Annotated in this window: 31 protein-coding genes; 19 read left to right on the top strand and 12 right to left on the bottom strand. The window is 66.3% G+C overall.

Annotation, left to right across the window (positions count from 1 at the left end; genetic code table 11):
- The first annotated feature begins 12 nt into the window (after window positions 1-12).
- The 4 genes from AC04PT_RS11245 (at window position 13) to AC04PT_RS11230 (ending at window position 3,888) form a co-directional block, all read left to right on the top strand.
- Complete coding sequence (locus tag AC04PT_RS11245) at window positions 13-609, top strand: heme NO-binding domain-containing protein (protein WP_482873778.1); 597 nt, start codon at window positions 13-15, stop codon at window positions 607-609.
- Complete coding sequence (locus tag AC04PT_RS11240; RefSeq protein WP_482873777.1) at window positions 609-1,640, top strand: diguanylate cyclase domain-containing protein; 1,032 nt, start codon at window positions 609-611, stop codon at window positions 1,638-1,640. The genes AC04PT_RS11245 and AC04PT_RS11240 overlap by 1 nt, the downstream gene beginning before the upstream one ends.
- A 68-nt stretch (window positions 1,641-1,708) precedes the next feature.
- The gene (gene tsaA, locus AC04PT_RS11235; protein WP_482873776.1) at window positions 1,709-2,191 is read left to right on the top strand and encodes a tRNA (N6-threonylcarbamoyladenosine(37)-N6)-methyltransferase TrmO; all 483 of its coding nucleotides are present in this window, start codon (window positions 1,709-1,711) and stop codon (window positions 2,189-2,191) included.
- 41 nt (window positions 2,192-2,232) lie between these two features.
- Window positions 2,233-3,888, top strand: coding sequence for an ABC transporter permease (locus AC04PT_RS11230; protein ID WP_482873775.1), 1,656 nt, complete (start codon window positions 2,233-2,235; stop codon window positions 3,886-3,888).
- A gap of 57 nt (window positions 3,889-3,945) precedes the next feature.
- Here the strand turns inward: AC04PT_RS11230 and AC04PT_RS11225 are convergent, their stop codons facing one another.
- The 3 genes from AC04PT_RS11225 to AC04PT_RS11215 all read right to left on the bottom strand — a co-directional run bounded on the left by AC04PT_RS11225 (window position 3,946) and on the right by AC04PT_RS11215 (window position 5,803).
- Entirely contained in the window at window positions 3,946-4,317 is a 372-nt protein-coding gene (locus AC04PT_RS11225; protein WP_482873774.1) for a DUF2237 family protein, read from the bottom strand.
- Window positions 4,318-4,369: 52 nt separating this feature from the next.
- Complete coding sequence (gene pth, locus AC04PT_RS11220; RefSeq protein ID WP_482873773.1) at window positions 4,370-5,050, bottom strand: aminoacyl-tRNA hydrolase; 681 nt, start codon at window positions 5,048-5,050, stop codon at window positions 4,370-4,372.
- A gap of 105 nt (window positions 5,051-5,155) precedes the next feature.
- Complete coding sequence (locus tag AC04PT_RS11215; protein WP_482873772.1) at window positions 5,156-5,803, bottom strand: 50S ribosomal protein L25/general stress protein Ctc; 648 nt, start codon at window positions 5,801-5,803, stop codon at window positions 5,156-5,158.
- A gap of 162 nt (window positions 5,804-5,965) precedes the next feature.
- Between AC04PT_RS11215 and AC04PT_RS11210 the strand changes: the two genes are divergently transcribed.
- The 4 genes from AC04PT_RS11210 to AC04PT_RS11195 are packed head-to-tail and all read left to right on the top strand — an operon-like array spanning window position 5,966 to window position 9,290.
- The gene (locus AC04PT_RS11210; protein WP_482873771.1) at window positions 5,966-7,123 is read left to right on the top strand and encodes an MFS transporter; all 1,158 of its coding nucleotides are present in this window, start codon (window positions 5,966-5,968) and stop codon (window positions 7,121-7,123) included.
- Entirely contained in the window at window positions 7,113-7,718 is a 606-nt protein-coding gene (locus AC04PT_RS11205) for a GNAT family N-acetyltransferase (protein WP_482873770.1), read from the top strand. Before AC04PT_RS11210 ends, AC04PT_RS11205 begins: the two co-directional genes overlap by 11 nt.
- 4 nt (window positions 7,719-7,722) lie before the next feature.
- Window positions 7,723-8,319, top strand: a complete 597-nt coding sequence (locus tag AC04PT_RS11200; RefSeq protein WP_482873769.1) for a LysE/ArgO family amino acid transporter — start codon at window positions 7,723-7,725, stop codon at window positions 8,317-8,319.
- Window positions 8,320-8,369: 50 nt separating this feature from the next.
- Window positions 8,370-9,290, top strand: a complete 921-nt coding sequence (locus AC04PT_RS11195) for a DMT family transporter (protein ID WP_482873768.1) — start codon at window positions 8,370-8,372, stop codon at window positions 9,288-9,290.
- Window positions 9,291-9,310: 20 nt separating this feature from the next.
- Here AC04PT_RS11195 and AC04PT_RS11190 read toward each other — a convergent pair whose 3' ends face one another.
- Entirely contained in the window at window positions 9,311-10,198 is an 888-nt protein-coding gene (locus AC04PT_RS11190) for a helix-turn-helix domain-containing protein (protein WP_482873767.1), read from the bottom strand.
- Window positions 10,199-10,306: 108 nt separating this feature from the next.
- Here AC04PT_RS11190 and AC04PT_RS11185 point away from each other — a divergent pair, with 108 nt between their 5' ends.
- Entirely contained in the window at window positions 10,307-10,513 is a 207-nt protein-coding gene (locus tag AC04PT_RS11185; protein ID WP_482873766.1) for a DUF2061 domain-containing protein, read from the top strand.
- Window positions 10,514-10,556: 43 nt separating this feature from the next.
- On the opposite strand, the gene AC04PT_RS11180 is transcribed toward AC04PT_RS11185, so the two are convergent.
- Together AC04PT_RS11180 and AC04PT_RS11175 are read right to left on the bottom strand one after the other, a co-directional pair.
- The gene (locus AC04PT_RS11180; protein ID WP_482873765.1) at window positions 10,557-11,255 is read right to left on the bottom strand and encodes an NUDIX hydrolase; all 699 of its coding nucleotides are present in this window, start codon (window positions 11,253-11,255) and stop codon (window positions 10,557-10,559) included.
- 10 nt (window positions 11,256-11,265) lie between these two features.
- Complete coding sequence (locus AC04PT_RS11175) at window positions 11,266-11,640, bottom strand: DUF983 domain-containing protein (RefSeq protein WP_482873978.1); 375 nt, start codon at window positions 11,638-11,640, stop codon at window positions 11,266-11,268.
- A 295-nt stretch (window positions 11,641-11,935) separates the two neighbouring features.
- On the opposite strand from AC04PT_RS11175, the gene AC04PT_RS11170 reads away from it, so the two are divergent.
- The 4 genes from AC04PT_RS11170 to AC04PT_RS11155 all read left to right on the top strand — a co-directional run bounded on the left by AC04PT_RS11170 (window position 11,936) and on the right by AC04PT_RS11155 (window position 14,146).
- Window positions 11,936-12,526: an EF-hand domain-containing protein gene (locus tag AC04PT_RS11170; RefSeq protein WP_482873764.1), complete on the top strand. Its 591-nt coding sequence runs from the start codon at window positions 11,936-11,938 to the stop codon at window positions 12,524-12,526.
- Between the two features lie 153 nt (window positions 12,527-12,679).
- Window positions 12,680-13,273: an RNA polymerase sigma factor gene (locus AC04PT_RS11165; protein ID WP_482873763.1), complete on the top strand. Its 594-nt coding sequence runs from the start codon at window positions 12,680-12,682 to the stop codon at window positions 13,271-13,273.
- Window positions 13,260-13,643, top strand: a complete 384-nt coding sequence (locus tag AC04PT_RS11160) for a hypothetical protein (protein ID WP_482873762.1) — start codon at window positions 13,260-13,262, stop codon at window positions 13,641-13,643. The genes AC04PT_RS11165 and AC04PT_RS11160 overlap by 14 nt, the downstream gene beginning before the upstream one ends.
- Window positions 13,644-13,645: 2 nt before the next feature.
- On the top strand, window positions 13,646-14,146 hold the full coding sequence (locus AC04PT_RS11155; protein ID WP_482873761.1) for a periplasmic heavy metal sensor: 501 nt from the start codon (window positions 13,646-13,648) through the stop codon (window positions 14,144-14,146).
- Window positions 14,147-14,152: 6 nt separating this feature from the next.
- On the opposite strand, the gene AC04PT_RS11150 is transcribed toward AC04PT_RS11155, so the two are convergent.
- On the bottom strand, window positions 14,153-15,583 hold the full coding sequence (locus AC04PT_RS11150; RefSeq protein ID WP_482873760.1) for a diguanylate cyclase domain-containing protein: 1,431 nt from the start codon (window positions 15,581-15,583) through the stop codon (window positions 14,153-14,155).
- Between the two features lie 95 nt (window positions 15,584-15,678).
- Here AC04PT_RS11150 and AC04PT_RS11145 point away from each other — a divergent pair, with 95 nt between their 5' ends.
- On the top strand, window positions 15,679-15,963 hold the full coding sequence (locus AC04PT_RS11145; protein WP_482873759.1) for a DUF3572 domain-containing protein: 285 nt from the start codon (window positions 15,679-15,681) through the stop codon (window positions 15,961-15,963).
- Window positions 15,960-16,673 carry an HAD family hydrolase gene (locus tag AC04PT_RS11140; protein ID WP_482873758.1) on the top strand — a complete coding sequence of 238 codons (714 nt, stop codon included), beginning with the start codon at window positions 15,960-15,962 and terminating at the stop codon, window positions 16,671-16,673. Before AC04PT_RS11145 ends, AC04PT_RS11140 begins: the two co-directional genes overlap by 4 nt.
- A 2-nt stretch (window positions 16,674-16,675) precedes the next feature.
- On the opposite strand, the gene betA is transcribed toward AC04PT_RS11140, so the two are convergent.
- The 3 genes from betA to betI all read right to left on the bottom strand — a co-directional run bounded on the left by betA (window position 16,676) and on the right by betI (window position 20,640).
- A complete protein-coding gene (gene betA / locus AC04PT_RS11135; protein ID WP_482873757.1) occupies window positions 16,676-18,334 on the bottom strand; it encodes a choline dehydrogenase in 1,659 nt (552 codons plus the stop codon).
- A 261-nt stretch (window positions 18,335-18,595) separates the two neighbouring features.
- A complete protein-coding gene (gene betB / locus AC04PT_RS11130) occupies window positions 18,596-20,056 on the bottom strand; it encodes a betaine-aldehyde dehydrogenase (RefSeq protein ID WP_482873756.1) in 1,461 nt (486 codons plus the stop codon).
- Complete coding sequence (gene betI, locus AC04PT_RS11125; RefSeq protein WP_482873755.1) at window positions 20,053-20,640, bottom strand: transcriptional regulator BetI; 588 nt, start codon at window positions 20,638-20,640, stop codon at window positions 20,053-20,055. Before betI ends, betB begins: the two co-directional genes overlap by 4 nt.
- Window positions 20,641-20,725: 85 nt before the next feature.
- On the opposite strand from betI, the gene AC04PT_RS11120 reads away from it, so the two are divergent.
- Window positions 20,726-21,646 (top strand): choline ABC transporter substrate-binding protein, encoded by a 921-nt coding sequence (locus tag AC04PT_RS11120; RefSeq protein ID WP_482873754.1) that lies wholly within the window; start codon window positions 20,726-20,728, stop codon window positions 21,644-21,646.
- Between the two features lie 59 nt (window positions 21,647-21,705).
- On the opposite strand, the gene AC04PT_RS11115 is transcribed toward AC04PT_RS11120, so the two are convergent.
- On the bottom strand, window positions 21,706-22,329 hold the full coding sequence (locus tag AC04PT_RS11115) for a glutathione S-transferase family protein (protein ID WP_482873753.1): 624 nt from the start codon (window positions 22,327-22,329) through the stop codon (window positions 21,706-21,708).
- A gap of 71 nt (window positions 22,330-22,400) precedes the next feature.
- On the opposite strand from AC04PT_RS11115, the gene choW reads away from it, so the two are divergent.
- Together choW and choV are read left to right on the top strand one after the other, a co-directional pair.
- Window positions 22,401-23,234: a choline ABC transporter permease subunit gene (choW, locus tag AC04PT_RS11110; protein ID WP_482873752.1), complete on the top strand. Its 834-nt coding sequence runs from the start codon at window positions 22,401-22,403 to the stop codon at window positions 23,232-23,234.
- Entirely contained in the window at window positions 23,231-24,289 is a 1,059-nt protein-coding gene (choV, locus tag AC04PT_RS11105; protein ID WP_482873751.1) for a choline ABC transporter ATP-binding protein, read from the top strand. The genes choW and choV overlap by 4 nt, the downstream gene beginning before the upstream one ends.
- A gap of 53 nt (window positions 24,290-24,342) precedes the next feature.
- Here choV and AC04PT_RS11100 read toward each other — a convergent pair whose 3' ends face one another.
- On the bottom strand, window positions 24,343-24,849 hold the full coding sequence (locus AC04PT_RS11100) for a MarR family winged helix-turn-helix transcriptional regulator (protein WP_482873750.1): 507 nt from the start codon (window positions 24,847-24,849) through the stop codon (window positions 24,343-24,345).
- Between the two features lie 217 nt (window positions 24,850-25,066).
- Between AC04PT_RS11100 and ectA the strand changes: the two genes are divergently transcribed.
- A complete protein-coding gene (gene ectA, locus AC04PT_RS11095; protein ID WP_482873749.1) occupies window positions 25,067-25,600 on the top strand; it encodes a diaminobutyrate acetyltransferase in 534 nt (177 codons plus the stop codon).
- Window positions 25,601-25,622: the final 22 nt, after the last annotated feature.

Below are 25,622 nucleotides of genomic sequence, written 5' to 3'. Positions count from 1 at the left end.
GAGCAGGTTTCCATGCATGGTCTGATTAATCGGGCAATCCAGTGTTTCTACCGCGATACCTATGGCGCAGGGGCCTGGGGCGATATCGTGCGCGATCTCGATCTCGACTTTACCGAGTTCGAGCCGATGCTGCGTTATCCGCGTGCGTTGACCCAGCAGATGGTGGCGGCCATCGCCTTGGCGCTCGGCAAGGACCGCGAGACGGTGCTTGAGGATATCGGCACCTACCTTATCAGCCACCCGGAGATCCAAGGGCCGCGGCGGCTGTTGCGCTTTGGCGGGGTCACTTTCGTCGATTTCCTGCATTCGCTTGATGACCTGCCGGACCGGGCGCGGCTGGCAGTCGAGGATCTGGAGCTTCCGACACTGGAGTTGCATGAATACGGGGTCAACCAGTTCAGCCTGTCCTGCCGCGGCGAACCCGAGGGCATCGGGCATGTGCTGGTGGGCGTTCTGCGGGCCATGGCCGACGACTACGGGGCGCTGGTGTTTCTGGAACACCTTGGCCACACCGGCGGCGGCGAAGTGATCGAGATCACGCTAATCGAAGCCGCCTTTGCCGAAGGCCGCACCTTCGAGCTGGGTGCCGCACGCGTCGAGGGCATGTGATGGATAAACTCGGCAACCTGCTGGATACGTTGTGTCCGATGCACCTGACGCTCGATCCGACTGGCCATATCGCCCATGTCGGACCGACACTGGCCAAGCTCAGGCCGAACATGCTGCTGGGCGGGGCTCGCTTTCTCGAAGTTTTCGAGCTTCGCCGTCCGAGAGCGGTGACCGACATGGACGGGCTGATGCGCCACGCCGGCACCAAGCTGCACCTGCGGTTCCGCGATACGCCGGGCACCGGTCTGAAAGGCGTGTTGCTGCCGGCGCCCTGCGGACGGCCGGGCGCGGTGATCAACCTGAGTTTCGGGATCTCTGTTATCGACGCGGTGCGCGATTACGCCCTGACGGCGGCGGATTTTCCGCACACCGACCTCACCATCGAAATGCTTTATCTGGTCGAGGCGAAATCGGCCGCGATGGAGGCGTCGCGGAAGCTGAACCAGCGCCTGCAGGGGGCCAAGATCGCGGCGGAAGAGCAGGCCTTTACCGACACGTTGACCGGGCTGAAGAACCGGCGCGCGATGAACCATGTGCTGGGCCGCGCGGTGGCCGACGGACGGCGCTTTGCACTCATGCAGCTCGATCTCGATTTCTTCAAGGCGGTCAACGATACCATGGGCCATGCCGCCGGTGACCACGTGTTGCAGGAGGTGGCGCGCATCCTTGTCGAGGAGACCCGCGCCGAGGATACGGTCGCCCGTGTCGGTGGTGACGAATTCACGCTGCTGTTCACCGGACGGATGACCAAGGAGCGGCTCGCGGACGTGTCGGCGCGACTGGTGGCGCGACTGCAGGAACCGATCGTCTATGGCGGCGAGACCTGCCGCATCTCGGCCAGCATCGGCATCGCCATGAGCGAGGATCTGGCCGAGGTTGACGCGGCGCAGGCGCAGGAGGATGCGGACCTTGCGCTCTATGCCTCCAAGCACGGCGGGCGATCGCGCCATACCTTCTTCGATCCGTCGCTGCGCACTGCCGGTTTCATCGGCGCGTCGCCGCCCGGACGCGATGATCTGAGCCTGCAGTAACCTCACCGCCGGCGGCCCTGTCCTGTCGGGCCGGCCTGCGCTAGGCTGGGGTGGCAAGGAGGGCCGGGATGTCACCGACACAGGAACTGCGCGAAAACGAGGTGGCGGTCGACCTGCCGGAGACCTTTGACGCCGGGGTGCATTTCATCGGGGTGATACGAACGCCCTACGTGACCCGCGACCTCTGCCCGCGTCAGGGGCGGCTCGACGGGCCGGAATGTCGGCTGGTGTTGCATGACCCCTGGGTGCGTGGTCTGGCGGGGTTGAAGCGGTTTGAGATGGCCGATGTGCTGTACTGGCTGCACGAAAGCCGCCGCGACCTGCTGCTGCAGAGCCCGAGGTCCGACGGCGCGGTGCGCGGCGTGTTTTCGCTGCGCTCGCCGGTGCGGCCCAACCCGATCGGGTTGTCGAAGGTGCGGATTGTCGCGGTCGAGGGCGCCGAGGTCATCGTGCGGGGGCTTGACTGTCTGGACGGCACGCCGCTGATCGACCTCAAGCCCGACCGCTGCGCCTATACGCCGCTGGCGCCCGACAAGCCGGCGGACGGCTGAGAGGCTTGCACCCCGGGCGGGAACCTGACAGAAAAGCTCGGATGTCGGACACCGCTTCCATCAGACCGAAACGTCACAATGGCGAGACCCTGCGCGCGCTGCGTGTTGCCGCCTATGCCATTGGCCTGCTGTGCCTGTTGCCGATCGTCGCGGTGATCGCGGCGGCCCTGAGCGGCGGCATCGACACGCTGGCGCATCTGGCGGGGACGGTGCTGTCCAGCTACGTCGGGAATACGCTGGTGCTGGTGGCAACGGTTGCCTGCGGCACCTTTGCCATCGGCACCGGAGCGGCCTGTTTCGTCACCATGACCGAGTTTCGCGGACGCCGCCTGCTTGAAGTGCTGCTGGTGCTGCCGCTGGCCTTTCCCGCCTATGTGCTGGCCTATGCCTATACCGATCTGCTGGACCACCCCGGTATCGTGCAGGCGACCCTGCGCGAGGTCATGGGCTGGGGGCCGCGCGACTACTGGTTTCCCGAGATCCGCAGTCTGGGCGGCGCGGCGGGCATGCTGACGCTGGTGCTTTATCCATATGTCTATCTGCTGGCACGTGCCGCATTTCTGGGCCAGAGCGCCAGCACGTTCCACGCCGCCCGCGCGCTGGGCAAGACGCCGGTGCAGGCCTTCCTGCGGGTGACGCTGCCGATGGCGCGTCCGGCGATTGCCGCCGGCGTCCTGCTGGCCACGATGGAGACCATCGCCGACTTCGGTACCGTGTCCTATTTCGGTGTGCCGACCTTTGCCACCGGCATCTATACCAGCTGGTTTTCGATGGCGGACCGGGCGGCGGCGGCGCAGCTGTCGCTGGGGCTTCTGGCCTTCGCGCTGACGCTGGCGGTGCTGGAGCGGCAATCGCGCGGCGAGGCGAAGTTTCACGCCGGCCAGAAGGTCGAGCGGTTGGCGCGACTGCGGCTGTCGGGCTGGACGGAAGCGGCGGCGCTTCTGCTCTGCGCGATCCCGGTGCTGTTCGGAGCGTTGCTGCCGGTCGCGGCGCTGGCTGTGATGGGGCTCGAGTCAAACCAGAACCTGTTGAGCGCGCGGTATCTGGGGTTCATCCGCAACTCGGTTATCCTCGCGGGGACGGCGGCGGTGCTCACGGTTGGCGCGGCCGTGGTGCTGGGCTACTTCCGCCGCGCTTCGCAAAGCCGGGGCGCGCGCTGGGCGATCCTCGCAGGGCGGATGGGGTACGCGGTGCCGGGCGGCGTGATCGCGGTGGGGCTGATGGTGCCCTTCGCGGCCTTCGACAATGCGCTGGACGCGGTGATGCGCGACTGGTTCGGGGTGTCGACCGGGCTGCTGTTCACCGGCTCGATCTGGCTGCTGGTCTTTGCCTACATGATCCGCTTCATGGCTGCGGCGATCGGGTCCTACGAAGGTGGGCAGAGCGCGATCAACCCCAACCTCGACGCAGCGGCGCGGATGCTGGGGCAATCCTCCTATGGCACCCTGCGGCGGGTCCACATGCCGATCCTGACTCCGTCGCTGCTGACCGCGCTGCTGATCGTGTTCGTCGACGTGATGAAGGAACTGCCGGCGACGCTGATCCTGCGGCCGTTCAACTTCGACACGCTGGCGGTGCAGGCGCACCGGCTGGCGGCGGACGAACGGCTGGCCGGCGCGGCGGTGCCGTCGCTGGTGATCGTGGCGGTCGGGCTGCTGCCGGTGATCCTGCTTTGCCGCAAGGTCGGGCGCGGGTAGGATCGAGCAGCGTGAGGGGGTGCCGGGCTGAAGCCCGGCCTACGGGTGGCCCTGCCGTCAGGTGGCAGCGTTTTCCTTCAGCACGTCCAGAGGCACGATGTCGAGCGCCCGGACGTGGGTGGCTGACAGGTTGACCTTTGGCGCACAGCCTTCGTCGTGGGCTTGCAGGAAGCGCCCGGCACAGAGGCACCAGTGGTCGCCCGGTTTCAGACCCTTGAACTGGAACTCGGCCCGGGGCGTCGACAGATCGTTGCCGACGTACTTGGAATAGGCGAGAAATTCGGCGGTCATCACCGCGCAGACGGTGTGGCTGCCGCGATCCTCGTCGCAGGTGTTGCAGGCGCCGTCGCGGAAGAAGCCGGTGAGCGGATCGGTCGAGCAGGGCGTCAGCGTGTCGCCCTGTACGTTAAGGGATGGGTCCTTCTTCATTGGCCACTCCTTTGGATCGTCGAGGGGACAGGTAAGCCGACCCGAGGTAATCTCAACGAAATTTATCGGCGAGCTTCTGCAAGGGCGAGCGGGTGTCCTGCGGGGGGTCGGCAGGCGGCTCCTTTGGCTGCGGCGGCGTCTTGGCCGGCGCGGTCTTGTTGCGCGGCGGCGCGATCTGGAGCGCAACCGCGTTTAGAAAGCGCCCGTCTTCGCCCGAGGCCAGTTCGCCCGCGCCCTTGGAAATGCCCTGCAGCAGCGGCTCCAGCCAGTCCTGATCGGCGCGGCTGAAATCGTGCAGCACGTAGCCGGACACCGCCTCTTTGCGGCCGGGGTGACCGATGCCGAGACGCACGCGGCGATAGGCCTCGCCGACGTGGCCGTGGATCGAGCGCAGACCATTGTGGCCGGCGTGGCCGCCGCCCATCTTGACGCGGCACTTGCCGGGGGCGAGGTCCAGTTCGTCATGAAAGACGGTGATGTCGCCCGGCTCCAGCTTATAAAAGCGCATCGCCTCGCCCACGGCCTGACCGGACCGGTTCATGTAGGTTCCGGGCTTCAGCAGCAGCACCTTTTCGCTGCCGAGACGACCCTCGGAGACCTGGCCCTGAAATTTCGATTTCCAAGGCGAAAAGCCGTGATCCTCGGCGATGCGGTCCACGGCCATGAAGCCGATATTGTGCCGGTGACCGGCGTATTGCCCGCCGGGATTGCCCAGACCCACGAAAATCTGCATGACGCGCGCTCCTTCGCTTCCTTGTGCCCCGGGTCACCCCCGTCGTTCAATGCAAAAAGCCCCGGGCGCGAACCCGGGGCCTTGCAGATCGTCGCCGGGGCGGGATCAGTCTTCGGTTTGCTCGATGGCCGGGACCTCGTCCGCGTCCACATCATCCTCTTCCTCGTCTTCCGAGGCTTTCAGGCCCGACGGGGCCGAGATGTTGCAGATCACGAAGTCACGCTCGGTGGTCGGCTTGGCGCCTTCCGGCAGGGTGACGTCCGAGATGTGGATGATGTCGCCAATTTCCAGCGCCGAGAGATCGACGGTGATCTTTTCGGGGATGTCGCCGGCGGTCACCACCAGTTCGACCTCGGGACGGACCACAGTGACGACGCCGCCCTTCTTCAGGCCGGGAGCTTCATCTTCGCCGATGAATTCGACGGGGATGAACAGGTTGATCTTGGTGGTGCGGCGCAGGCGCATCAGGTCGAGGTGCGTCGGCAGGTCCTTGACCACGTCGCGCTGCACATCGCGGCAGATGACGCGGACGTCGTCGTGGCCGTCAACCTTCAGGTTGAAAAGCGTCGACTTGAAGCGTCCGGCCTTGAGCTTCTTCAAGAGCTCGTTGAACGGGATCTGGATCGGAAGCGGATCAGCCTCGCCACCGAAAACGATGCCCGGAACCATGCCGTCGCGGCGTGCCTGACGAGCGGCGCCCTTGCCTGTCCCCGTGCGTTCCTGGGCGTTAAGATCAGGGATCTCTCCAGCCATTTTGTATCTCCATAGGTAAAGGCGGGGATCCTCCAAGGCTGTATCCCCGCGTGAAGCCGCGCGTATAGACCGGATGGTGTGGATTGGAAAGAGGGTTTTTCGGGCGCGTGCGCGGTGTTTTTGCGGATTGCCAGTGGCCGGGAGGCATGGCACGGCTGGGCAATGATTTCACGTCAGGATATCGCCGCCGCGCGCCCGCCGCTGGCCTGCTTCGTGAGCCTCGGGCTGGTCTGGGGCGCGTTTGCCGCGCAGGCACCGGTGCTGAAGGCGCAGATCGGCGCCTCGGACGGGCTGTTCGGGTTGTGCCTGCTGGCGGCGGCGGCCGGATCGGTGGTGTCGATGGCGCTGGCGCCGCGGTTCGACGCGCGGGTCGGACGGCGCAGCATGGGGGTGCTGGCGCTGGGGCTGGGCGCGGCCTTCGTGATGCCGGGGCTGACCGCGGCGCCGGCGGTCTTTGCCTTGACGATGGTGCTGGCGGCGTCGCTGGCGGGGACGCTCGACGTGGTGATGAACGCGCGGATTTCGGCGGCAGAGGCGCGGCATGGGCGGCCGCTGATGAATTTCGCTCACGCGGTGTTTTCCATGGCCTATGCGATCTCGGCGCTGACGGCGGGTCTGCTGCGCGAGGCGGGCTGGTCGCCGGTGGCCGTGTTCGCCCTGATCGGGGTGGTGAACGTCGTGATGGTTCGCGCGGCCCTGCAGGACCGCGACGCGCCATTGGACGAGGATGCCATCGGTGACGCGCCGGCCGCGAAAGGCCTGATCCTGCTGGGCGGGTTGGTGATCCTGATCGGTTTCATGGCCGAGAACGCGACCGAAGCGTGGTCGGCGCTGCACCTCGAGCGCACGCTGGGCGGCGGTGCGGCACAGGGCGCGCTGGGACCGGCGATCCTGGGCGCGACCATGGCGGTGGGGCGGCTGGGCGGACAGGCGCTGGTGCGGCGGTTTTCCGAGACGAGCGTTATGGCGGTGGCCGCCGCGGTGGCGGCCTTCGGGGCGCTGACAGCCGCCTTTGCCCCTGGACTGGCGATGGCCTATCTGGGGTTCGCGACGTTGGGGATCGGGGTGTCGGTGGTTGCGCCGATGGCGTTTTCGCACGTCGGGCGCAATGTCGGAAACCGGGTGCGCACGGCGGCGATCGCACGCATTTCGGTGATCGGCTACACCGGGTTCTTCATCGGCCCGCCGGTGATGGGCTTCGTGTCCCAGGTCTATGGGCTGGGCACGTCCTTCGCGGTAATGGGGGCCGCGCTCATGCTGATCACGCTGGTGCTGGCGCCGATGCTGGCCACAAGACAGAGGAGACACCATGCTGGCTGACGGATTTCACGATGTGCCGCCGGGCAAGGTGGCGGCGGTGGTGACGCACCTCGAGATGCGCGCAAGGCCCGAGCTTGCCGAGGCGACCCTGCCGGACGGGGTGACGATCCGCGAGGTCGAAACGCCCTCGGTCGATTGGTATCGCGATCTCTATCTGCGGGTCGGCGCGCAGGACTGGCTGTGGTTCTCGCGGCTGCGGACGGACGACGCCACCCTGCGCGGGATGCTCGAAGACCCGCGCGTGCAGGTCTTCGCGGTCGAGCGCGACGGCAGGGCAGAGGGGCTGGTGGAACTGGATTTCCGCGTCGAGTACGAATGCGAGCTGGCCTATTTCGGCGTGACCCGCGCGCTGATCGGGCAGGGTGTCGGACGGGCGATGATCGGGCTGGCGGTGGCGCAGGCCTTCGCGCGGCCTATCGCGCGGTTTCACGTACATACCTGCACGCTCGACAGTCCGCAGGCGCTGGGGTTCTACCGGCGCGCGGGCTTTACCGCGGTTCGACAGCAGGTCGAGGTGGCCGACGATCCGCGCCTGACCGGAGAGCTGCCGCGCGATGCGGGCGCGCATGTGCCGCTGTTCGACGGGCAGGGCTGAGCCGATGCAGGCAGCCTTGGCGGGCTTCGCGCTCGGGTTTTCGCTGATCCTCGCGATAGGCGCGCAGAACGCTTTTGTCCTGCGGCAGGGGCTGAAGGGCGTGCACGTGCTGGCGGTGGTGCTGACCTGCGCGCTGAGCGATGCGCTGCTGATCGCGGGCGGTGTGGCGGGTTTCGGGGCGCTGGCCGAGGCGGTGCCGCTGTTCGAGACGGTGATGCGGCTGGGTGGCGCGGCCTTCCTGTTGTGGTACGGGGCGCTGAACTTTCGCGCGGCGTTCAAGGGCGGCCAGGCGCTGAAGGACCGGGGCGAGACGACGCAGAGCCTGAAGGCTGCGGTCGGCACCTGCCTCGCGCTGACCTGGCTCAACCCGCACGTCTACCTGGACACGGTGGTGCTGATCGGCTCGATCTCGGCGCAATATGACGACCGGCTGGCCTTCGGGATCGGCGCGGTGACGGCGAGCTTCGTATTCTTTTTCTCGCTGGGGTACGGGGCGCGGATGCTGCGGCCGCTGTTCACCTCGGCGCGTGGTTGGCAGGTGCTTGACGTGATCGTGGGCGTGACCATGTGGGCCATCGCGGCGAAGTTGCTGGTGGGCTGAGGGCGCGGCGCGGCTTGCACATCCCACGACGCCCGTGCTTGATGCGCGCCATGAGCACAGCCGACACCCTCGCCCCGCCCCGCCACTCCCCGGTTCGCGGGGTGGTGTGGATGCTGGTCACGGGGCTGTGCTTCGTGACGGTGACGGCGCTGGTCAAATATCTCGACAACGCGGTGCCGGCTGCCGAGGCGGCCTTTCTGCGCTATGTGCTGGGGCTGGTGTTCCTGTTGCCCATGGCGAAATCGCTGATGGCGACCCGGCTGAGCGCCCGGCAATGGGGACTGTTCGGCGTAAGGGGGCTGGTGCATACGCTGGGCGTGATCCTGTGGTTCTATGCCATGACGCGGATCCCCATCGCCGAGGTGACGGCGATGAATTATCTCGCGCCGATCTATGTGACCATTGCCGCCGCTCTTTTTCTGGGCGAGACGCTGGCGCGGCGCCGGATCATCGCGGTTTGCGTGGCGCTCGAAGGCGCGTTGATCATCCTGCGGCCGGGCTTTCGCGAGGTGAACGCGGGCCACTTGGCGATGCTGGGCACGGCGTTGCTGTTCGCTTGCTCCTACCTGCTGGCCAAGATTGTCGCCGACGAAACGCCGGCGTCGCTGGTGGTGGCAATGCTGTCGGTGACGGTGACCCTCGGGCTGGCGCCTTTCGCCTTCGCGGTCTGGGTGACGCCGGACCTGTGGACGCTGGCGGTCTGCTTCGCCATCGCCTGCGCCGCCACGGCGGGGCATTTCGCGATGACGCTGGCCTTCGGCGCGGCGCCCCTGACGGTGACCCAGCCGGTGACCTTCCTGCAACTGGTCTGGGCGGTGACGCTGGGCGCACTGGTCTTCGGCGAGGCGGTCGACATCTTCGTGGTGCTGGGCGGCACGCTGATCCTGGCCTCGGTGGTGTTCATCACCCTGCGCGAAACTCAGTTGAAACGCCGCGAGGTGACGCCGGGGGTGAATGCGCCGAAGGGGTGAGACCGACGCAAGCCGTCGTGTCAAGGATCCGCGGCCGGCGGCCCGCCATCGCGGATCCCGTCCAGCAACCCGGCGATATGGTCTGGCACCGCGCGCGCGGGCACCGAGGCTTCGCGCACCAGTTCGTCGAAATGCGTGGTCATGGCGCGCACCCGCTGGGTGTCGTGGAAGGCAAGGAAATTGCTGCCGATATAGATCACCGCCTGCAAGGGGCCGAAGATGGTCATCGGTGCGGAATAGAGCCTGCGGGCATCGAACAGGCAGATCCGCAGCCGGGGATAGAGCTGCCTCGACAGGCGCTGCAACCTGGTGAGCTGCGCGACGCGCAGGTCCTTGGGGAACCCGTCGTAGTAACCGGTGCCTTGTGCGCAGCTGTGCAGTTCGTAAACCGGCAACGCGATTTCGTAATCCGAGGCAGAGTTGCGCATCCAATCGAGCCGTTCCTGCGAGGCGTTGATTGCCTGCTCGGCGGTCCGGCCCAGATGCGGCGCATATTCCCAATCCAGGAAGGCGCGGGTCTTGAGCATGTCGGGCAGGGCCGTGGGGACGTGGCGGATCTTGTAGCCTTCGGCCTCGCGGTGCCAGTCGTAGATTTGCTCGTCCACCAACGCGCGCGGCGCTTCGGTCAGCCGGAAGGCATCGGCGACGATCCGCGCCGCGCTTTCCGGGCGATCGGACAGGCCCAGCAGCCAGTCGGAGGAAACGCCAAGCACGCGGGCGCATTCGGCCACGACCTGCGCGTTGGGCAGCCGCGCACCGCTGCCTGTCAGAAGCTGCGAGACAGTGGATCGGTCGACGCCGATGTCGCGGGCGAGCGCGCTTTGGCTGGCGCCGACCCGGGTGAGGGCCTCGGACAACCTGCGGCGAAACAGATCGGCGCGATCGCGCTTGTCGGTTTTAATCGTCATCCGGTGAATTAAATCACGATTGCGCAGTTTTGTTAACTGTTCCCGGAATGGTGCGCGGCGCGTGCGGGGCGTAGCACGAGGCAGGCCAGATAAAGGAGGATGACGAGGATGGAGACGCCGAAGCGCACCCTGGTGAAGGCGATCCTGTGGATGATGGTGGGATTGGTGGTGATGAGCCTTGTGGGGCTTCTTTTCACCGGTTCCATGGCCGTGGGCGGGATCATGGCTATGGTCAACTCGGCGATCGGCTTCGTGACCTACCTTGGCTATGAACGGCTGTGGTCGCGCATATCCTGGGGCCGGGTCCCCGGCTGAGGGGCGATGGGTGAACCCGGTCCGGGGCCACCCGGCGCAGGGTTTACTCCGGCGATGTCGTGCCGTGCAGACGCAGGAACAGACTTTCCTCATCATCGTTGCGGAAGAACGGGACGGAGTTCGGCGGCGCGGGGTCATGTACACGCGTGGCGACTTCGGCCAATACGACTTCGGTGATAAAGGGCAGGTCGAGGGCGCGCACCTCGTCCAGCGGCACCCATTGCAGGTGGCTGAGTTCGTCGCAGGCGGCGGAGAAATCGTCGGGGTCCGAGGCAATGTCTTCGGCGTCGATCAGGAAGAACCGCGCATCGAAACGGCGCGGGCGGCCGGGCGGGGTGATGGCGCGAAACACGAACTGCAATGGCGCCCCGTCGGGCAACAGGCCCAGATCGGCGAAGCCTTTCCAGTCGTCGGGCACCGAGCCGGGCCAATCCCCGGGCTGGCCAAGCAGGAGGCCGGTTTCCTCCCATAGCTCGCGCACCGCGGCGGCGGCCAGGGCACCGGTCATGTCGGCGGGGCAATCTTCGGTCAGGCGGCTGGCGCAGGGGGATCCGATCGGGCGTGCCAGCGGCACTTGAGCGTCGGCGGCATCCACTGCGCCGCCGGGAAACACGAACTTGTTGGGCATGAAGGCCGCGCGTGACCCGCGCTGACCCATCAGGATGCGCGGCTTCGTCGCGCGGTCACGTAGGGCGATGACGGTCGCGGCGTCGCGGATTGCCGTCTTGTCGATTGTGCTCATTCAGCCCCCGTCAGGGGCTGACCGCCCCGCTGCTTCCCGCTGCGCCGAATCCATGCATCCGCCGCGCCCATTGAAAGGCGACGATCACCCCCTTGAGCCGGGGCAGAAGATAGAGCGACAAGGCGATGGTGCCAACGGCAAAGATGGTGAACAGCACCAGCGGCTCGGGCCGCCACGTGGTGAAGGCAAACAGCAGCGCCGGCGCCATCAGGTGGCCGACGATCAGGATCGTCAGATAGGCCGGGCCATCGTCGGCGCGATGGTGGTGCAGGGCCTCGCGGCACACCGGGCAGGTTTCGCGCACCTTGAGATAGCCAGACAGCATCGGGCCCTTGCCGCAGTTCGGGCACGCGCGCCGCCAGCCCTTCCACAGGGCAGGACCCATCTCGCGCTGTACCGTCGCCTCGGGGGCATACGGCGATACGGGCTCGACCGGGTCATCACCGGCGATCGTCACGTTCTTCATCAGTCACCTCACTCACTTGTCTTCCAGACTAGGGGGGCCGGATTCAAAAAAACATCGGACAATCGGTCCTTGCGGCGGGATGTCGCGTGCCGGTTCACGGCGTCGTGACCAGAAAGGCCGTTTGCCAGCGACGGAACCGCGGGTGCCGCCCGTTAGACATCCAGATCGAGCGGCCGAAGCCCTCGCATCTGACTGGAAACCGAAAGGACCCAAGATGACAAAGACACGTACATCCCTGACCGGCGTGGCCCTGATTGCCGCGTTGATCATCGGCGTTCCGGCGACGGGCGCGCTGGCCATGGGCGGCCACGGCGACCGCGCCTTCAGGGGCGGCGTCGCGCCGGACTTCGAGCACTTCGATCAGAACGGCGACGGCAGCCTCAGCCCGGACGAGTTGCGCGACCGCGCTACCGCCTGGTTCCGGGCGGTGGACCGCAACAGCGACGGCGAGCTTTCCGTCGAGGAGCTCGAGTCGGCATCGCAGGCGCGGCGCGCGGCGCGTGTCACGCGCATGATCGAGCGCATGGACAGCGACGGCAACGGCACCGTCAGCATCGAAGAGATGCAAACGGTGCGTGATGACATGCGCAAGGGCGGCAAGCACGGTGGTAAGCGCATGCATGGTCATGACGGCGGCGAGGGTGGCGCGACCCGCGAGCGCCGTGGTGACCAGCGCTTCGACCGTCTGTTCGCGCTGATCGACGGCAACGGCGACGGCGTGGTGTCAAAGGCCGAATTTGACAGCGCGAAGGCGCGTCTAGCCGCCACAGACGGCGCACGTCGCGGCAGCATCGGGGACAACTGAGTTGGGAAGGGAGGGGATGGATGCCTCGCCCGTCCCCTCCTGCCACAAGCCCCTCTCCGGTCTGCGGAGCGGGGCGCCCCGGCGCGGAGTCGGCCGCCGCCTTGGCAGGTTGCCGCTTCCCAGGCCGCGCAAAAGGATTTAGGCCGGCGCAATATGGACAGGCCCTTGGACGCGACAGACCCGATCAGCGACGAGGCGTTGCTGGTGCTCTATGCCAACGGCGACGGGCCGGCGGCGCGCGCGTTGACGCTGCGTCTGACGCCAAGGGTGTTCGGGCAGGCCGTCAGGATGCTAGGCGACCGGGCCGAGGCCGAGGACGTCACGCAAGAGGCGCTGCTCAGGCTGTGGAAGATCGCGCCGGACTGGCGGCAGGGCGAGGCACAGGTTTCGACCTGGCTGTGGCGGGTGGTGGCCAATCTGGCGACCGACCGGCTGCGCCGCTGCCGCAGGATCGCGCCGCTTGATGCCGCGGGCGAGCCTGCGGACGAGGCGGCAGATGCGCCCGCGCGGATGCAATCCGAGGCGCGGCGCACGGCGCTGGCCGGTGCCTTGGCGGACCTGCCGGAACGACAGCGCCGGGCGGTCGAGCTGAGGCACTTCGAGGGCTTGGGCAACCCGGAAATCGCCGCCATACTCGACATCAGTGTCGAGGCGGTGGAGAGCCTGACGGCGCGCGGCAAGCGGGCTTTGGCCCGCGCGCTGGAGGGCCGCAAGGCAGAATTGGGGTACACGGATGACGACGCCTGAGACAGATCGCGAAGAGGCCTTCCTCGACCTGCTGCTGGACGAAGAGCGGCAGGCGCGCCGCGGCGATGCCCCGGAGGTGTCGGCCGACCTTCTGGCGCGGGTGTTGGCGGATGCCGAGACGGTTCAGGCCGAGTTCGCTCGTCAGGCCTTGCCCGAACGCCAGCCGACACGCGGATGGCTGCGGCAGCTGGGGGCGGCGCTGGGTGGCTGGCCGGCCTTTGCCGGGTTGGCGGCGGCGTCGATCTGCGGGCTTTGGCTGGGCGTCAATCCGCCACAGAGCCTGAGCGAGACGGCGGCGATCTACCTGTCAGATGAAGCCGTGCTGTTCGACCCGGTTTCGGGCTTCGATTTCGATCTGGAGGAAAGCTGACCATGGCCGAGTTGCCGGACCCCGCACCGAAGCACCCGCGCCGATTCTCGACCGGGCTGCGGGTGGTGCTTTTCGTATCGCTGGCACTGAACCTGCTGATCGTTGGCATCGTGACCGGCTTTGTATTGCGGGGCGGGCCGGGCCTTGCGCCGCCGCGGCACATGCGGGACGCCGTCGCCCCCTACACGCAGGCGCTGACCGGCGAGGACCGGCGCGCGATCGGCCGCGCGGTGTTCCGCAGCCTGCGTGCCGAAGGTGCGCGCCGCGAGTTGCGCGCGCAGAGCGACGCGGACTACGAGACGGCGCTGGCGCTACTGCGTGCCGACGCCTTCGATGCGGACGCCTTCGCCGAGGTGCTGGCGCGTCAAAGCCGACGGGCGATCGAAATCCAGAAGCGCGGCCAGGACGCGCTGGTGGCGCGTCTGTCGGCGATGAGCCCGAGCGAGCGGGACGCCTTTGCCGCGCGAATGGCAGAGGCGCTGGAGCGGCGCAAACGGCGCTGATCTGGCTCAGGCCGCCGGCCGCCGCAGCTCCACCTGGTTGCGGCCGTGTGCCTTGGCCTCGTAGAGCGCGGCATCGGCCTGCCGCAACAGGCATTCAGGCTGCAATTCTGGCCGGTGCAGCTGGGCAGTTGCCGCGTCTCGCCCGGTTTCGGTCGTGGCGGGCAAAGCCAGGGTGATGCCGATCGAAACGGTGATCGACACCGGTTGCGCCCGTCCCGGGATATGGAACGACGCGTCTGCAACCGCGGCGCAGAGGCGCTGCCCGGCAAGCCGCGCGGCACGGGCCGACGCGTCAGGCAGGGCGATCAGGAATTCCTCGCCGCCGATCCGTGCCAGCAGGTCCACCGGCCGCAGGTTGTCGCGCAGGCGGAGCGCAACCTCGGCCAGCACCGCGTCGCCTGCGGCGTGGCCGAACCGGTCGTTGATCTGCTTGAAGTGATCGAGGTCGGCCACCATGACGGCGAAAGGCCGCCCGACACGGTCGGCGCGTTCGGCGATGCGGCTGAGGTGTGGCAGGGCATAGCGGCGATTGAAAAGCCCGGTCAGGGGGTCGGTGACGGCGGCACGCAACCCGGCGCTGACGGTGCTGCGCAGTCGGTCGTCCTTGCGCTTGCGCGCCAGCAGGCGATTGATGCGCAACGCGATTTCGTCCGGGGCGATGTCCAGAGGGGCGACGTCGTCGGCGCCGAGGTCCAGCGCGGAGGCGGCAGTCGCCCCCGCCGCATCCGGCACCAGCACCAGAATCCCCGCGTCGCGCGTCGCCATCCGCGCCCGAAGGTCGGGCAGAAGCTGAAGTGCGGCATCGGGCTGATCGTCGGGCAGGGCCATCACCAGCACGTCGGGCGCCTCGGCCGCGTCCGAGCTTTGTGGGCGTTCGAACAGGTCGCGCGCGGCAAGCAGATCGAACCGATGCCCGGTCGAGGCCGTCAGCGTCGCCATGCGCCCGGCGAAGCTGCGGCGGTCGTCCGCGATCAGGCCGATGCGGCCGGGTGCCGGAAACGCTGCCTGCGGTTCGTTCAGCCCGAGGGCGCGATGGGTGCTTTCGCGCATCCGCAATTCGGTATCGGCCTCCTGCAGGCGCAGGAGCGAACGCAGCCGCGCCAGCAGCAGGGCGTCGCAGCACGGCTGGTCGAGGATGGTGTCGGCCCCCGCCTGAAGCGCCGCCAGTCGCATCTTTGGCTCCGCCTGCGGCGTCAGCACCACGATCGGGCAATAGCATGCCCCCGGCAGCGCCCGCAGCTGCCTGCAAAGCTCGACGGGACCGAGTTCATCCAATCCTCCGATGACGATCAGGGCGGGCGGGTTTTTCTGCACCCTTTTCACGGCATCCTGCGCCGTCACCGCCTGGGTCACGTCGTAAAAGGCCGCCGTCAGCTTGACCTTCAGAACGATGCGATTGGTGGCCACCGCATCGACGATGAGGATTTGACGCGCCAATTCCGTGACCTCGTCATTGATGAAAAGTTGACTTAAGGTTTTGCATCCGAACAGTTAAGAAATCCTTTCCAAATGGTAACTTCAGGGGACGCTGCATGGCCGATACGCGGGAAGCCGCCGAAACACTTGGGTTGCAGGCCCTGGCCTGGTTGGTAGGCGAAGACGACCTGATCGGGGTTTTCCTCGGGTCGACCGGCACCTCCGAAGCGGAGCTGCGCGAACGTGCGGGCGACCCCGATTTCCTTGGTTCGGTGCTGGATTTCCTGCTGATGGACGATGCCTGGGTGATCCGTTTCTGCGACAGTCAGGGCATCGCTTATGACCGGGTGATGTACGCCCGCGAGGCGCTGCCCGGCGGCGAGCAGGTGCATTGGACATGACCGACCGGCCCGGGATCGCCGGAGTGATCTTCGACAAGGACGGCACGCTGTTCGATTTCGCCGGAACCTGGAATGTCTGGGCGGCGGGGGTTATCGAGGATCTGGCGGCGGGGGACCCCGTGGCACGGGACGCGCTGGCCCGGCACCTGCGCTACGACCTTGCCGGACAGGCCTTCTTCCCCGACAGCCCGGTGATTGCCGGCACCAATCGCGAGGCGGCGGAATGCGTGCATCGCGCCCTGCCGGACCGGCCGGTCGAGGAGGTCGAACTCTACCTGATCCATGCGGCCCGCGCGGCGCCACTGCACCAGGCGGTACCGCTGGTGCCGTTTCTCGCCGGTCTGGCGCGGCGCGGCCTGCGGCTTGGTGTGGTGACCAACGACACCGAGACAACCGCCCGCGCGCATTTGAGCGCTGTCGAGGCCACGGAGCATTTCGACTTCATCGCCGGGTTTGATAGCGGCCACGGGGTGAAGCCCGATCCTGAGCCGTTGCTCGCTTTCGCGGCAGCCACCGGCCTTGCACCCGGACAGGTCGTCATGGTGGGCGACAGCACCCATGACCTGATTGCGGCGCGCCGTGCCGGGATGGCCTGCGTGGGGGTGCTGACCGGCCCGGCGCGGCGCGCCGATCTGATGCCGCACGCCGACGACGTGCTTGACGACATCGGCGGACTGCCGGGCTGGCTTGACGCGCGGGGCGCAGGCTAGGCTCAGCGCTGCTGCGTCTCCCAATCCGGGTGAATCCACGGCCGGGCGTTGTCCGGCGCCAGCGGCGCGCGTCCGAGGATGTGATCCGAGGCCTTTTCACCCACCATGATCGACGGGCTGTTGAGGTTGCCGTTTGTTATCGACGGGAACACCGAACTGTCGGCCACGCGCAGCCCGTCGACCCCGATCACCCGGCACTCCGGATCGACCACTGCCTGCGGATTGTCGCGCGCGCCCATGCGGCAGGTGCCGCATGGGTGATAGGCGCTTTCCACGTGTTCACGGATGAAACCGTCGAGTTCCTCGTCGCTCTGCACGTCGGGGCCCGGCTGGATTTCGGCGCCGGCAAAGGGTTTGAATGCCTCCTGCGCAAAGATTTCGCGGGTCAGGCGGATGCAGTTCCGGAAATCCTCCCAGTCCTTGGAGTGGCTCATGTAGTTGAACAGGATCCGCGGATCGGCGCGCGGATCGCGCGATGTCAGCGTCACCGATCCGCGCGAGGGTGAGCGCATCGGTCCGACATGGGCCTGGAACCCGTGCCCCTCAGCGGCGACCTTGCCGTCATAGCGCACCGCGATCGGCAGGAAGTGATACTGGATGTCGGGATAGCGGACGCCGGCGCGTGACCGGATGAAGGCCGCGCTCTCGAACTGGTTCGAGGCGCCCGGCCCCTTGCGCGTGGCCAGCCATTGCAAGCCGACCCAGGCCTTTCCGAAGAGGTTCCAGTAGCGATAGAGCGAGACCGGCTGGGTCGCCGCCATCTGGATGTAAAGCTCGAGGTGGTCCTGAAGGTTCATCCCCACGCCCGCCCGGTCGGCCACCACGTCGATGCCCAGTTCCGAAAGATGCGCCGCCGGGCCGATCCCCGACAGCATCAGCAGCTTGGGCGAATTGATCGCCGAGGCCGCCAGCACCACCTCGCGCCGGGCCATGACCCGGTCGCGTCCGCCGTGGCGGAGCAGTTCCACGCCCTCTGCCTTGCCGTCGCGGATAATCACCCGCGTCGCCAGCCCGCGCACCATCGTGCAGCGCCCGGTGGCCTGCGCCGGCCGCAGGTAGGCACGCGCTGCCGACCAGCGTTCGCCCTTGTGGACGGTCTGATCCATCGGTCCGAAGCCTTCCTGCTTCTCGCCGTTGTAATCCTCGGTTGTTTCGTAGCCCGCCTGCTGCCCGGCGTCGACGAAGGCCTTGACCAGCGGGTTCTTGCGGGTGCCGCGGGTCACGTGCAACGGCCCGTCCTGACCGCGCCAGTCCGGTTCGCCGCCATGGCCGGCCGCGTGCCAGCTTTCCATCCGCTTGAAGTAGGGCAGCACGTCGGCATAAGCCCAGCCCGCAGCGCCGCTGTCCGACCAGCTGTCGTAATCCGCCGCGTGGCCGCGCACGTAGACCATGCCATTGATCGAGGACGACCCGCCGATCACCTTGCCACGCGGACAGGCCAGCCGTCGTCCACCGAGGTAAGGCTCGGGGTCGGTCCGGTACCCCCAGTCGTAACGCTTCATGTTCATCGGATAGCTGAGCGCGCCCGGCATCTGGATGAACGGCCCCGCGTCCGAACCTCCGTGTTCCACAACGATCACGGAATGCCCCGCCTCGGTCAGGCGATAGGCCATGGCGCACCCGGCCGAGCCCGCACCCACGATCACGTAATCCGCTTGCATCAGTTCCCCTCCGCGAGCTGGGACCGGGTCAAGGATGCGCAGCACCGCCGCAGGCGGCCGAAGGTCCTTGAGGCGGGCGCGGCTCGCAAAACGCTTGTGGTGGCCTGTTGGACGGCCTGTTGGACGGCAGACCTGCCGGCAAACGGCCTCTCAGCAGAAAATCCCGGCAATGCCCTGGCGCGCAGCGCCAGAGCGGATCCGTCACAGGTCCTCATTGCAAAAATCGGCGCGCGGCAGCGCACATTTTCTAGAAACCCCATCTCAGAAAGGCGCCTCGATCTGGGTCATGCGCACGAAGACCGATTTCAGTTGCGAATAATGCTCGATCGCGGTCTTGGCGTTCTCGCGCCCGACGCCCGACATCTTGGAGCCGCCGAAGGGCACCTCGACCGGCGCGTCGTTGTAGGAGTTGATGAAGCACGACCCCGCCTGCAAGCGTCCGATCACCCGGTGCGCGCGGGTGATGTCGCGGGTGAAGACGCCGGCGGACAGGCCGAACTCGGTGGCATTGCCCCGCTCGACCGCCTCGTCCTCGTCTTCGAACTTCATCACAGACAGCACCGGTCCGAAGATCTCTTCCTTCGCAATGGTCATGTCGTCGGTCACGTCGGCGAAAAGCGTCGGCGCCACCCAGTAGCCGGGGCCGTCCAGAGCATGCCCGCCCGCCACCAGCCAGGCGCCTTCGTCCTTGCCCGTTTCGATGTAGTCCAGAACCTTATCGCGTTGCTCGGCGCTCACCAGCGGCCCGAAGTTCACTTCCGGGTCCATCGGGTCACCGGTTTTCACCCCCTTCAGCCGGTCTCCCATGCGTTCGACGAACGCATCGTAGATACCGGATTGCACGAAGACGCGCGTGCCGTTCGAGCAGACCTGACCGGAGGAATAGAAATTCGCCAGGATCGCGCCCGAGACCGCGTCGTCAAGGTCGGCGTCGTCGAAGATCAGCAGGGGCGACTTGCCGCCAAGCTCCATGGTGACGTTCTTGATGCCTTCGGCGGCGGCGGCATAGACCTTGCGGCCCGTCGGAACCGATCCGGTCAACGAGACCTTGGCGATGCGCGGATCGGCAATCAGCTTAGCGCCGACATCGCCGCGCCCCTGCACCACGTTGAACAGCCCCGGAGGTGCGCCGGCCTCGACGAGGATCTCGGCCACCTTCAGGGCGCAGAGCGTCGTCGTCTCGGACGGTTTGAACACCATCGCGTTGCCGCAGGCCAGCGCCGGCGCCGCCTTCCAGCAGGCGATCTGGGTGGGATAGTTCCATGCCCCGATGCCGGCGCAGACGCCCAGCGGCTCGCGTACGGTATAGGCCCAGTCCGCGCCCAGTTGGATGTGCTCGCCGGTCAGGGACCCGGCCAGCCCGCCGAAATACTCCAGCGCATCGGCGCCCGACGTGGCGTCGGCCACGCTGGTCTCCTGATAGGGTTTGCCGGTGTCCAGCGTTTCGAGCTGGCTGAGTTCATGGTTGCGGTCGCGCATGATCTCGGCGGCCCGGCGCAGCACGCGCCCGCGTTCGGTGCCCGAGCGCTTCGCCCAGTCCCGTTGCGCGCTCACCGCTGCCGCGATGGCCTGCTCCAGTACGGAATCGGTGGCGCCATGCACCTTTGCGATCTGTTCGCCCGAGTAGGGATAGATCACCGCGATTTCGGGGCCGCTGTCGTCTTCGACATAATAGCCGCCGATGAAGTGGCTGGCCTTCGGTTGCGGGTCGGGCAAGGTCATGTTGCCGCCTCCTTCAATTCCATTTCGATCTGGTCCATCACGATCCGTGTGGCCCGGTTGCCGTCCGGAGGGCCGTTTCGCAGCGCCTCGCGCAGATAAAGTCCGTCAATCAGTGCCGCCACCCGGCGGGCGGGGTCCGCCACCGGACGCCCCGGCATCAGGTCGCGCAGTGCGTGGCGCAGGTTCGACCGCAGCCGCCGCTGGTAGATCTCGAGCAACCGGTGCGCCTGCGCCGACGACAGCGCCAGCGCGTAGAAGTTCATCCACGCGGTCACGATCGCGCGGGAAAAGTTGCCACCGGTGAATCCCGCACCTACGATCCCCTTCAGCCGGTCCATCGGGGTTCCGGCGGTTCGCAATTCTGCACGGACCTGCTGCCCATAGGTGCTCAGGATATGAGTCATCGTCGCCAGGAAGATCTGATCCTTGCCGCCGAAGTAATGGTGCGCCAGCCCGGAAGACACGCCGGCGCGGCGCGCGATCGCCGACACGGTGATGTCGAGCGAGCCCGTCTCGCCGATTTCGGCAATGGTGGCGTCGATCAGGGCCTGACGGCGGATCGGCTCCATTCCTATTTTGGGCATTTTTCGTGTCCGATGTTGCGATCCAGATGAATCATGATATTGATTGACTGATCAATCAATAAAAAATCAGGGAGTGAAAGACCAGATGAAAATGAAACTTACAGTCTCCGCGTTTGCCTTGGCCCTCGCGGGTCCGGCGCTGGCCGAATGCGATTCGGTCACTTTCTCCGACGTGGGCTGGACGGACATCACCGCCACCACCGCAGCCACGACGACGGTGCTTGAGGCGCTGGGTTACGAGACCGAGATCAAGGTGCTGTCGGTGCCTGTGACCTATACCTCGATCGAGAACGGTGACATCGACGTCTTCCTCGGCAACTGGATGCCGACGATGGAGGGCGATATCGCGCCCTATCGCGAAAAGGGCACTGTCGACACGGTGCGCGCCAACCTCGAAGGCGCCAAGTACACGCTGGCGGTGAACAAGGCCGCCGCCGATCTGGGCATCAAGGACTTCGCCGACATCGCCAAGCACAAGGATGCGCTGGACGGCGAGATCTACGGCATCGAGCCGGGCAATGACGGCAACCGCCTGATCCTGTCGATGATCGAGGAGAATGCCTTCGGTCTGGGTGAGTTCGAGGTCGTCGAAAGCTCTGAACAGGGGATGCTGGCGCAGGTCGCCCGTGCCGACCGTCGCGACGAGCCGGTGGTGTTCCTCGGATGGGAGCCGCACCCGATGAACGCCAACTACGAACTGACCTATCTGACCGGCGGCGACGACTATTTCGGCCCCGACTTCGGTGGCGCGACGGTCTATACCAACACCGCGGCGGGCTATGTCGAGGAATGCCCCAATGTCGGCAAGCTGCTTCAGAACCTCGAGTTCACGCTGGAAATGGAAAACGAGATCATGGGCGCGATTCTCGATGACGGCGAAGAGCCGTCCGAGGCGGCGAAGGCCTGGCTGTCCGAGAACATGGGCGTGCTGGACACCTGGCTTGACGGTGTGACCACCAAGGATGGCGGTGACGCCATGGCCGCGGTGAAAGCATCGCTGGAGTGATCTCTTCCGCTTCGAAAACAAGGGCCTCCGCCGTCAGGCGGGGGCTTGCGGTCTGCGCGTCAGTCGGGACGGGGCATCAGTGCATTGTCCAGCTCGATGGCGCGTATCGCGGCCGGGCGGCGAGCAAGCCTTTGCGCGTAATCGGCAAAGCCCGGGCGCTCGGGCAGGGTGCCGAATTGCAGCCCGAACTGGATTTGCGCACCGACATAGACATCCGCCGCGGTAAAGCGTGCGCCGCAGACATGGCTGCGCCCATCCGCCAGCATCGCGGCCAGTGCATCGGCCACGGCGTCGAGGCTGCCATAGCCCGAACGTCCCCGCGCCTCGTCCGTATCCGGCAGATCGAAGCCGAAGGCGGCATTGGTGATCGCGGCCTCGCCCGGACCTGCGGCCAGAAACATCCAGCGAAAGAAATCCGCGCGTTCGTCCGGTTCGGGCGCAAGGCCGGCCTCGGGGGCGGCAAAGGCGAGATAGGCACAGATCGCCGCCGCCTCGGTCACGACCTGTCCGTCATGGACAATGGCGGGCACCTTTCCCATCGGGTTGAGCGCAAGGTACTCCGGCGATTTCATCTCGGGCCCGTAGGCCAAGACCCGGGTCTCATAGGAAAGGCCGGTCTCTTCGAGCATCCAGCGGGCGATCCGGCCGCGCGACATCGGATTGGTATAGAACACAAGCGCCACTGGCGATCCCCCTCGGCTTTGGAGGAAAGAGTGACAGCAGACACGAAATTCGGCAACCCGGAGGCCCGCGCATGGATTGGCTGACCGACAACAAAATTCCGGTGGGCAAGGGCGCCGCGTGGGTTTTCGACCAGATGCAAACGCACGGCGCGTGGTTCTTCGACGGGTTGTCCGACGTGATGGATTGGCTGATCGAAGGCATCCTCTGGGTGTTGCAGACGCCGCATCCGCTGATCATCATCGCACTCTTCGCGGGTCTTACCTGGGTGTTGCAGCGCAACTGGAAGGTCACGCTGTTCGTGGTGCTGGGCTTCCTGTTCATCCTCAACCAGGGCTATTGGGAAGAAACCACCGAAAGCCTGACACTGGTGCTGTCGGCCTGCGTGGTCTGCATGGGGATCGGCGTTCCGGTGGGCATCGCGGTGGCGCATCGGCCCAAGCTATATGCCTGGATGCGGCCGGTGCTGGACCTGATGCAGACCCTGCCGACCTTCGTCTACCTCATTCCCGCGATCGTGTTCTTTGGCATCGGCATGGTGCCCGGTTTGATCGCCACGGTGATCTTCGTGGTGCCGGCGCCGATCCGGCTGACCCACCTTGGCGTGACCTCTACGCCTTCGGCGCTGCTCGAGGCGGCGGATGCCTTCGGCGCGACCGGCTGGCAGAAGCTGGTCAAGGTCGAGCTGCCCTATGCCTTTCCGCAGATCATGACCGGGCTCAACCAGACCATCATGCTGTCGCTGTCGATGGTTGTGATTGCGGCACTGGTGGGCGCCGACGGGCTGGGGGTGCCGGTGGTGCGGGCTCTCAACCAGGTCAACACGTCGCTCGGATTCGAGAGCGGTTTTGTCATTGTCGTGGTCGCCATCATGCTCGACCGCATGCTGAGGGTGGTTCGCAAATGAGCACTTCAAACAACGCCGTCGAGTTCGACAATGTCTCTATCGTTTTCGGTAATCATCCAGAAGAGGCCCTGCCGCTGATGGACAAGGGCCTCGACCGGGCCGAGATCCAGAACCGGACCAAGCAGGTGCTGGGTGTCCATAACTGCAATATCGAGGTCGGCGAGGGCGAGATCCTCGTGCTCATGGGCCTGTCGGGATCGGGGAAGTCGACGCTCCTCAGGGCGGTCAACGGGCTGAACCCCGTGGCGCGCGGCGCGGTGCGGGTGCGCTGTGGCGACCGGATGGTGGATGTCACCAACGCCGACAAGGCAACGCTGCGCGACGTGCGGCTGAGCCACGTTGCCATGGTGTTCCAGCAGTTCGGGCTGCTGCCGTGGCGCACGGTGCGTGACAACGTGGTACTGGGGCTTGAATTGGGCGGCATGTCCAAGGCCAAGCGCAATGCGCAGGCCGAGGAAGAGCTGGCGCTGGTCGGGCTGGCCGACTGGGCCGACCGCAAGGTCGGGGAATTGTCGGGCGGGATGCAGCAGCGCGTCGGATTGGCGCGGGCCTTCGCGACCAAGGCGCCGGTGCTGCTGATGGACGAGCCGTTCAGCGCGCTCGACCCGCTGATCCGCACCCGGCTTCAGGACGAGTTGCTGGACCTGCAACAGAGGCTCGGGCGGACGATCATCTTCGTCAGTCATGACCTCGACGAAGCGTTCAAGATCGGCGACCGCATCGCCATCATGGAAGGGGGGCGCATCGTGCAATGCGGCACCCCGCGCGAGATTTTCTCGAACCCGGCAACCGAGTACGTGGCGGACTTTGTGGCGCATATGAACCCGCTGGGTGTGCTCTGCGCACGTGACATGATGGCGGAGGGCCGGGCAGAAGGCGCGCCCGAAGTGGGACCGGAGACGCCGATCGACGCGCTGGTGCCGATGTTCTCGGACGAGGTCAATGCGATCCAGGTGGCCGACGAAGGCGGTAGTCTGGGTGTGGTGACGCGTGACACGCTGTTACAACGGCTGGCTGGGACGATGCCGGACCAGCAGGACCGGTCCCGGGCCTGACCCGGGACCTCATACCCCGGCCGGGCAGTGTGGCGGGGTAACGGCCCGAAGGCTCAGTTGCCCCGCTTTTCCGAATGAATGTCGCCGATGGTCAGCACCGGCGCGGCGTCGATGTCGCGGGCGTCCAGCATGGCGGCGACCCGTTCGAGCGAGGCGATGAGCTGCGCCTGCTCCCAGTCCTGCAGGGTGTTGAAGGAGGTCACGAAGCGCTGTTGCAGGGCGTCGGGCGAGGTTTCGACCGCCTTGCGGCCGGTTTCGGTGATGATGACGTTGGTCTGCCGCCGGTCACGCTGGGACCGCTGGCGCTGGACCATGGTGCGGGCCACCAGTTTGTCGACCAGGGTCGTCACCGTGGCCTGGCTGACCCCCATCTGCGCCGCCAGGGCCGAGGGTGTAGTGCCATCAGAGCCTTGCGAGGCCACTATCTGCAACACCCGCAACTGCGCTGAACTCAGGCCCGCGGCCTGCGCCAGCGACCGTTCGTAAAGCTCGGTCGCACGCAGGATTCGTCGAAGCGCGATCAGGCTTTGGTCGGTGCGGGGATTGTCTTGCGTCATCATGGCGACACCATCGCACGAATTTCCCACTGCGATCAATCGTTTGCTTTGTGCAGGGCTTCATCAGGAAGTCTAAGTAGTATTTTCCACTTTCCTTTAATAAAAATTGGCCTAAACGTGCCAAAATCGCGCTATTAGCGCATATTTTGCTTTAGATGTTGAAACAGTGGTCGCCGCTTGTTAGTTAGGTAGTCGAAGTAATCGAAGCGAGGATGACCCTATGCCGAAAGATCTCGATCTGCCCCGAAAGGGCACGCCCCGTCTGCGTAAACCCGAAGCGACGGACGGGGCCGAAATATGGGAGCTGGTAGGCAACTGCCAGCCACTCGACGAGAACTCGATGTACTGCAACCTGATCCAGGCCGATCATTTCCGCGACACCTGCGTGGTGGCGGAACTGGACGGCAAGATCGTCGGCTGGGTCTCCGGCCACATGATCCCCGGTCAGGATGCCTTCTTCGTCTGGCAGGTCGCCGTCAGCGCCGATGCGCGCGGTCTGGGCCTGGGCCGCAAGATGCTGGCCCACCTCGTGCAGCGCGACGAATGCGCTGATGCGAAAGAGATGAAAACCACGATCACCAAGGACAACGACGCGTCCTGGGGTCTGTTCCGCAGCTTCGCCCGCCAGATCGGCGGCGAGATGTCGGACGAGCCGCACTTTAAGCGCGATGCGCATTTCGACGGCCAGCACGCCACCGAACACATGGTGACGATCGAGCTGCCGGAAGAAGAGAAGCTGCTGCGCGCTGCCTGATCCCCGCGTCATCACCCTACAG

The organism is Litorisediminivivens sp. KMU-197 (assembly GCF_056858395.1).
This window is presented reverse-complemented; position numbering and strand designations above follow the sequence as displayed.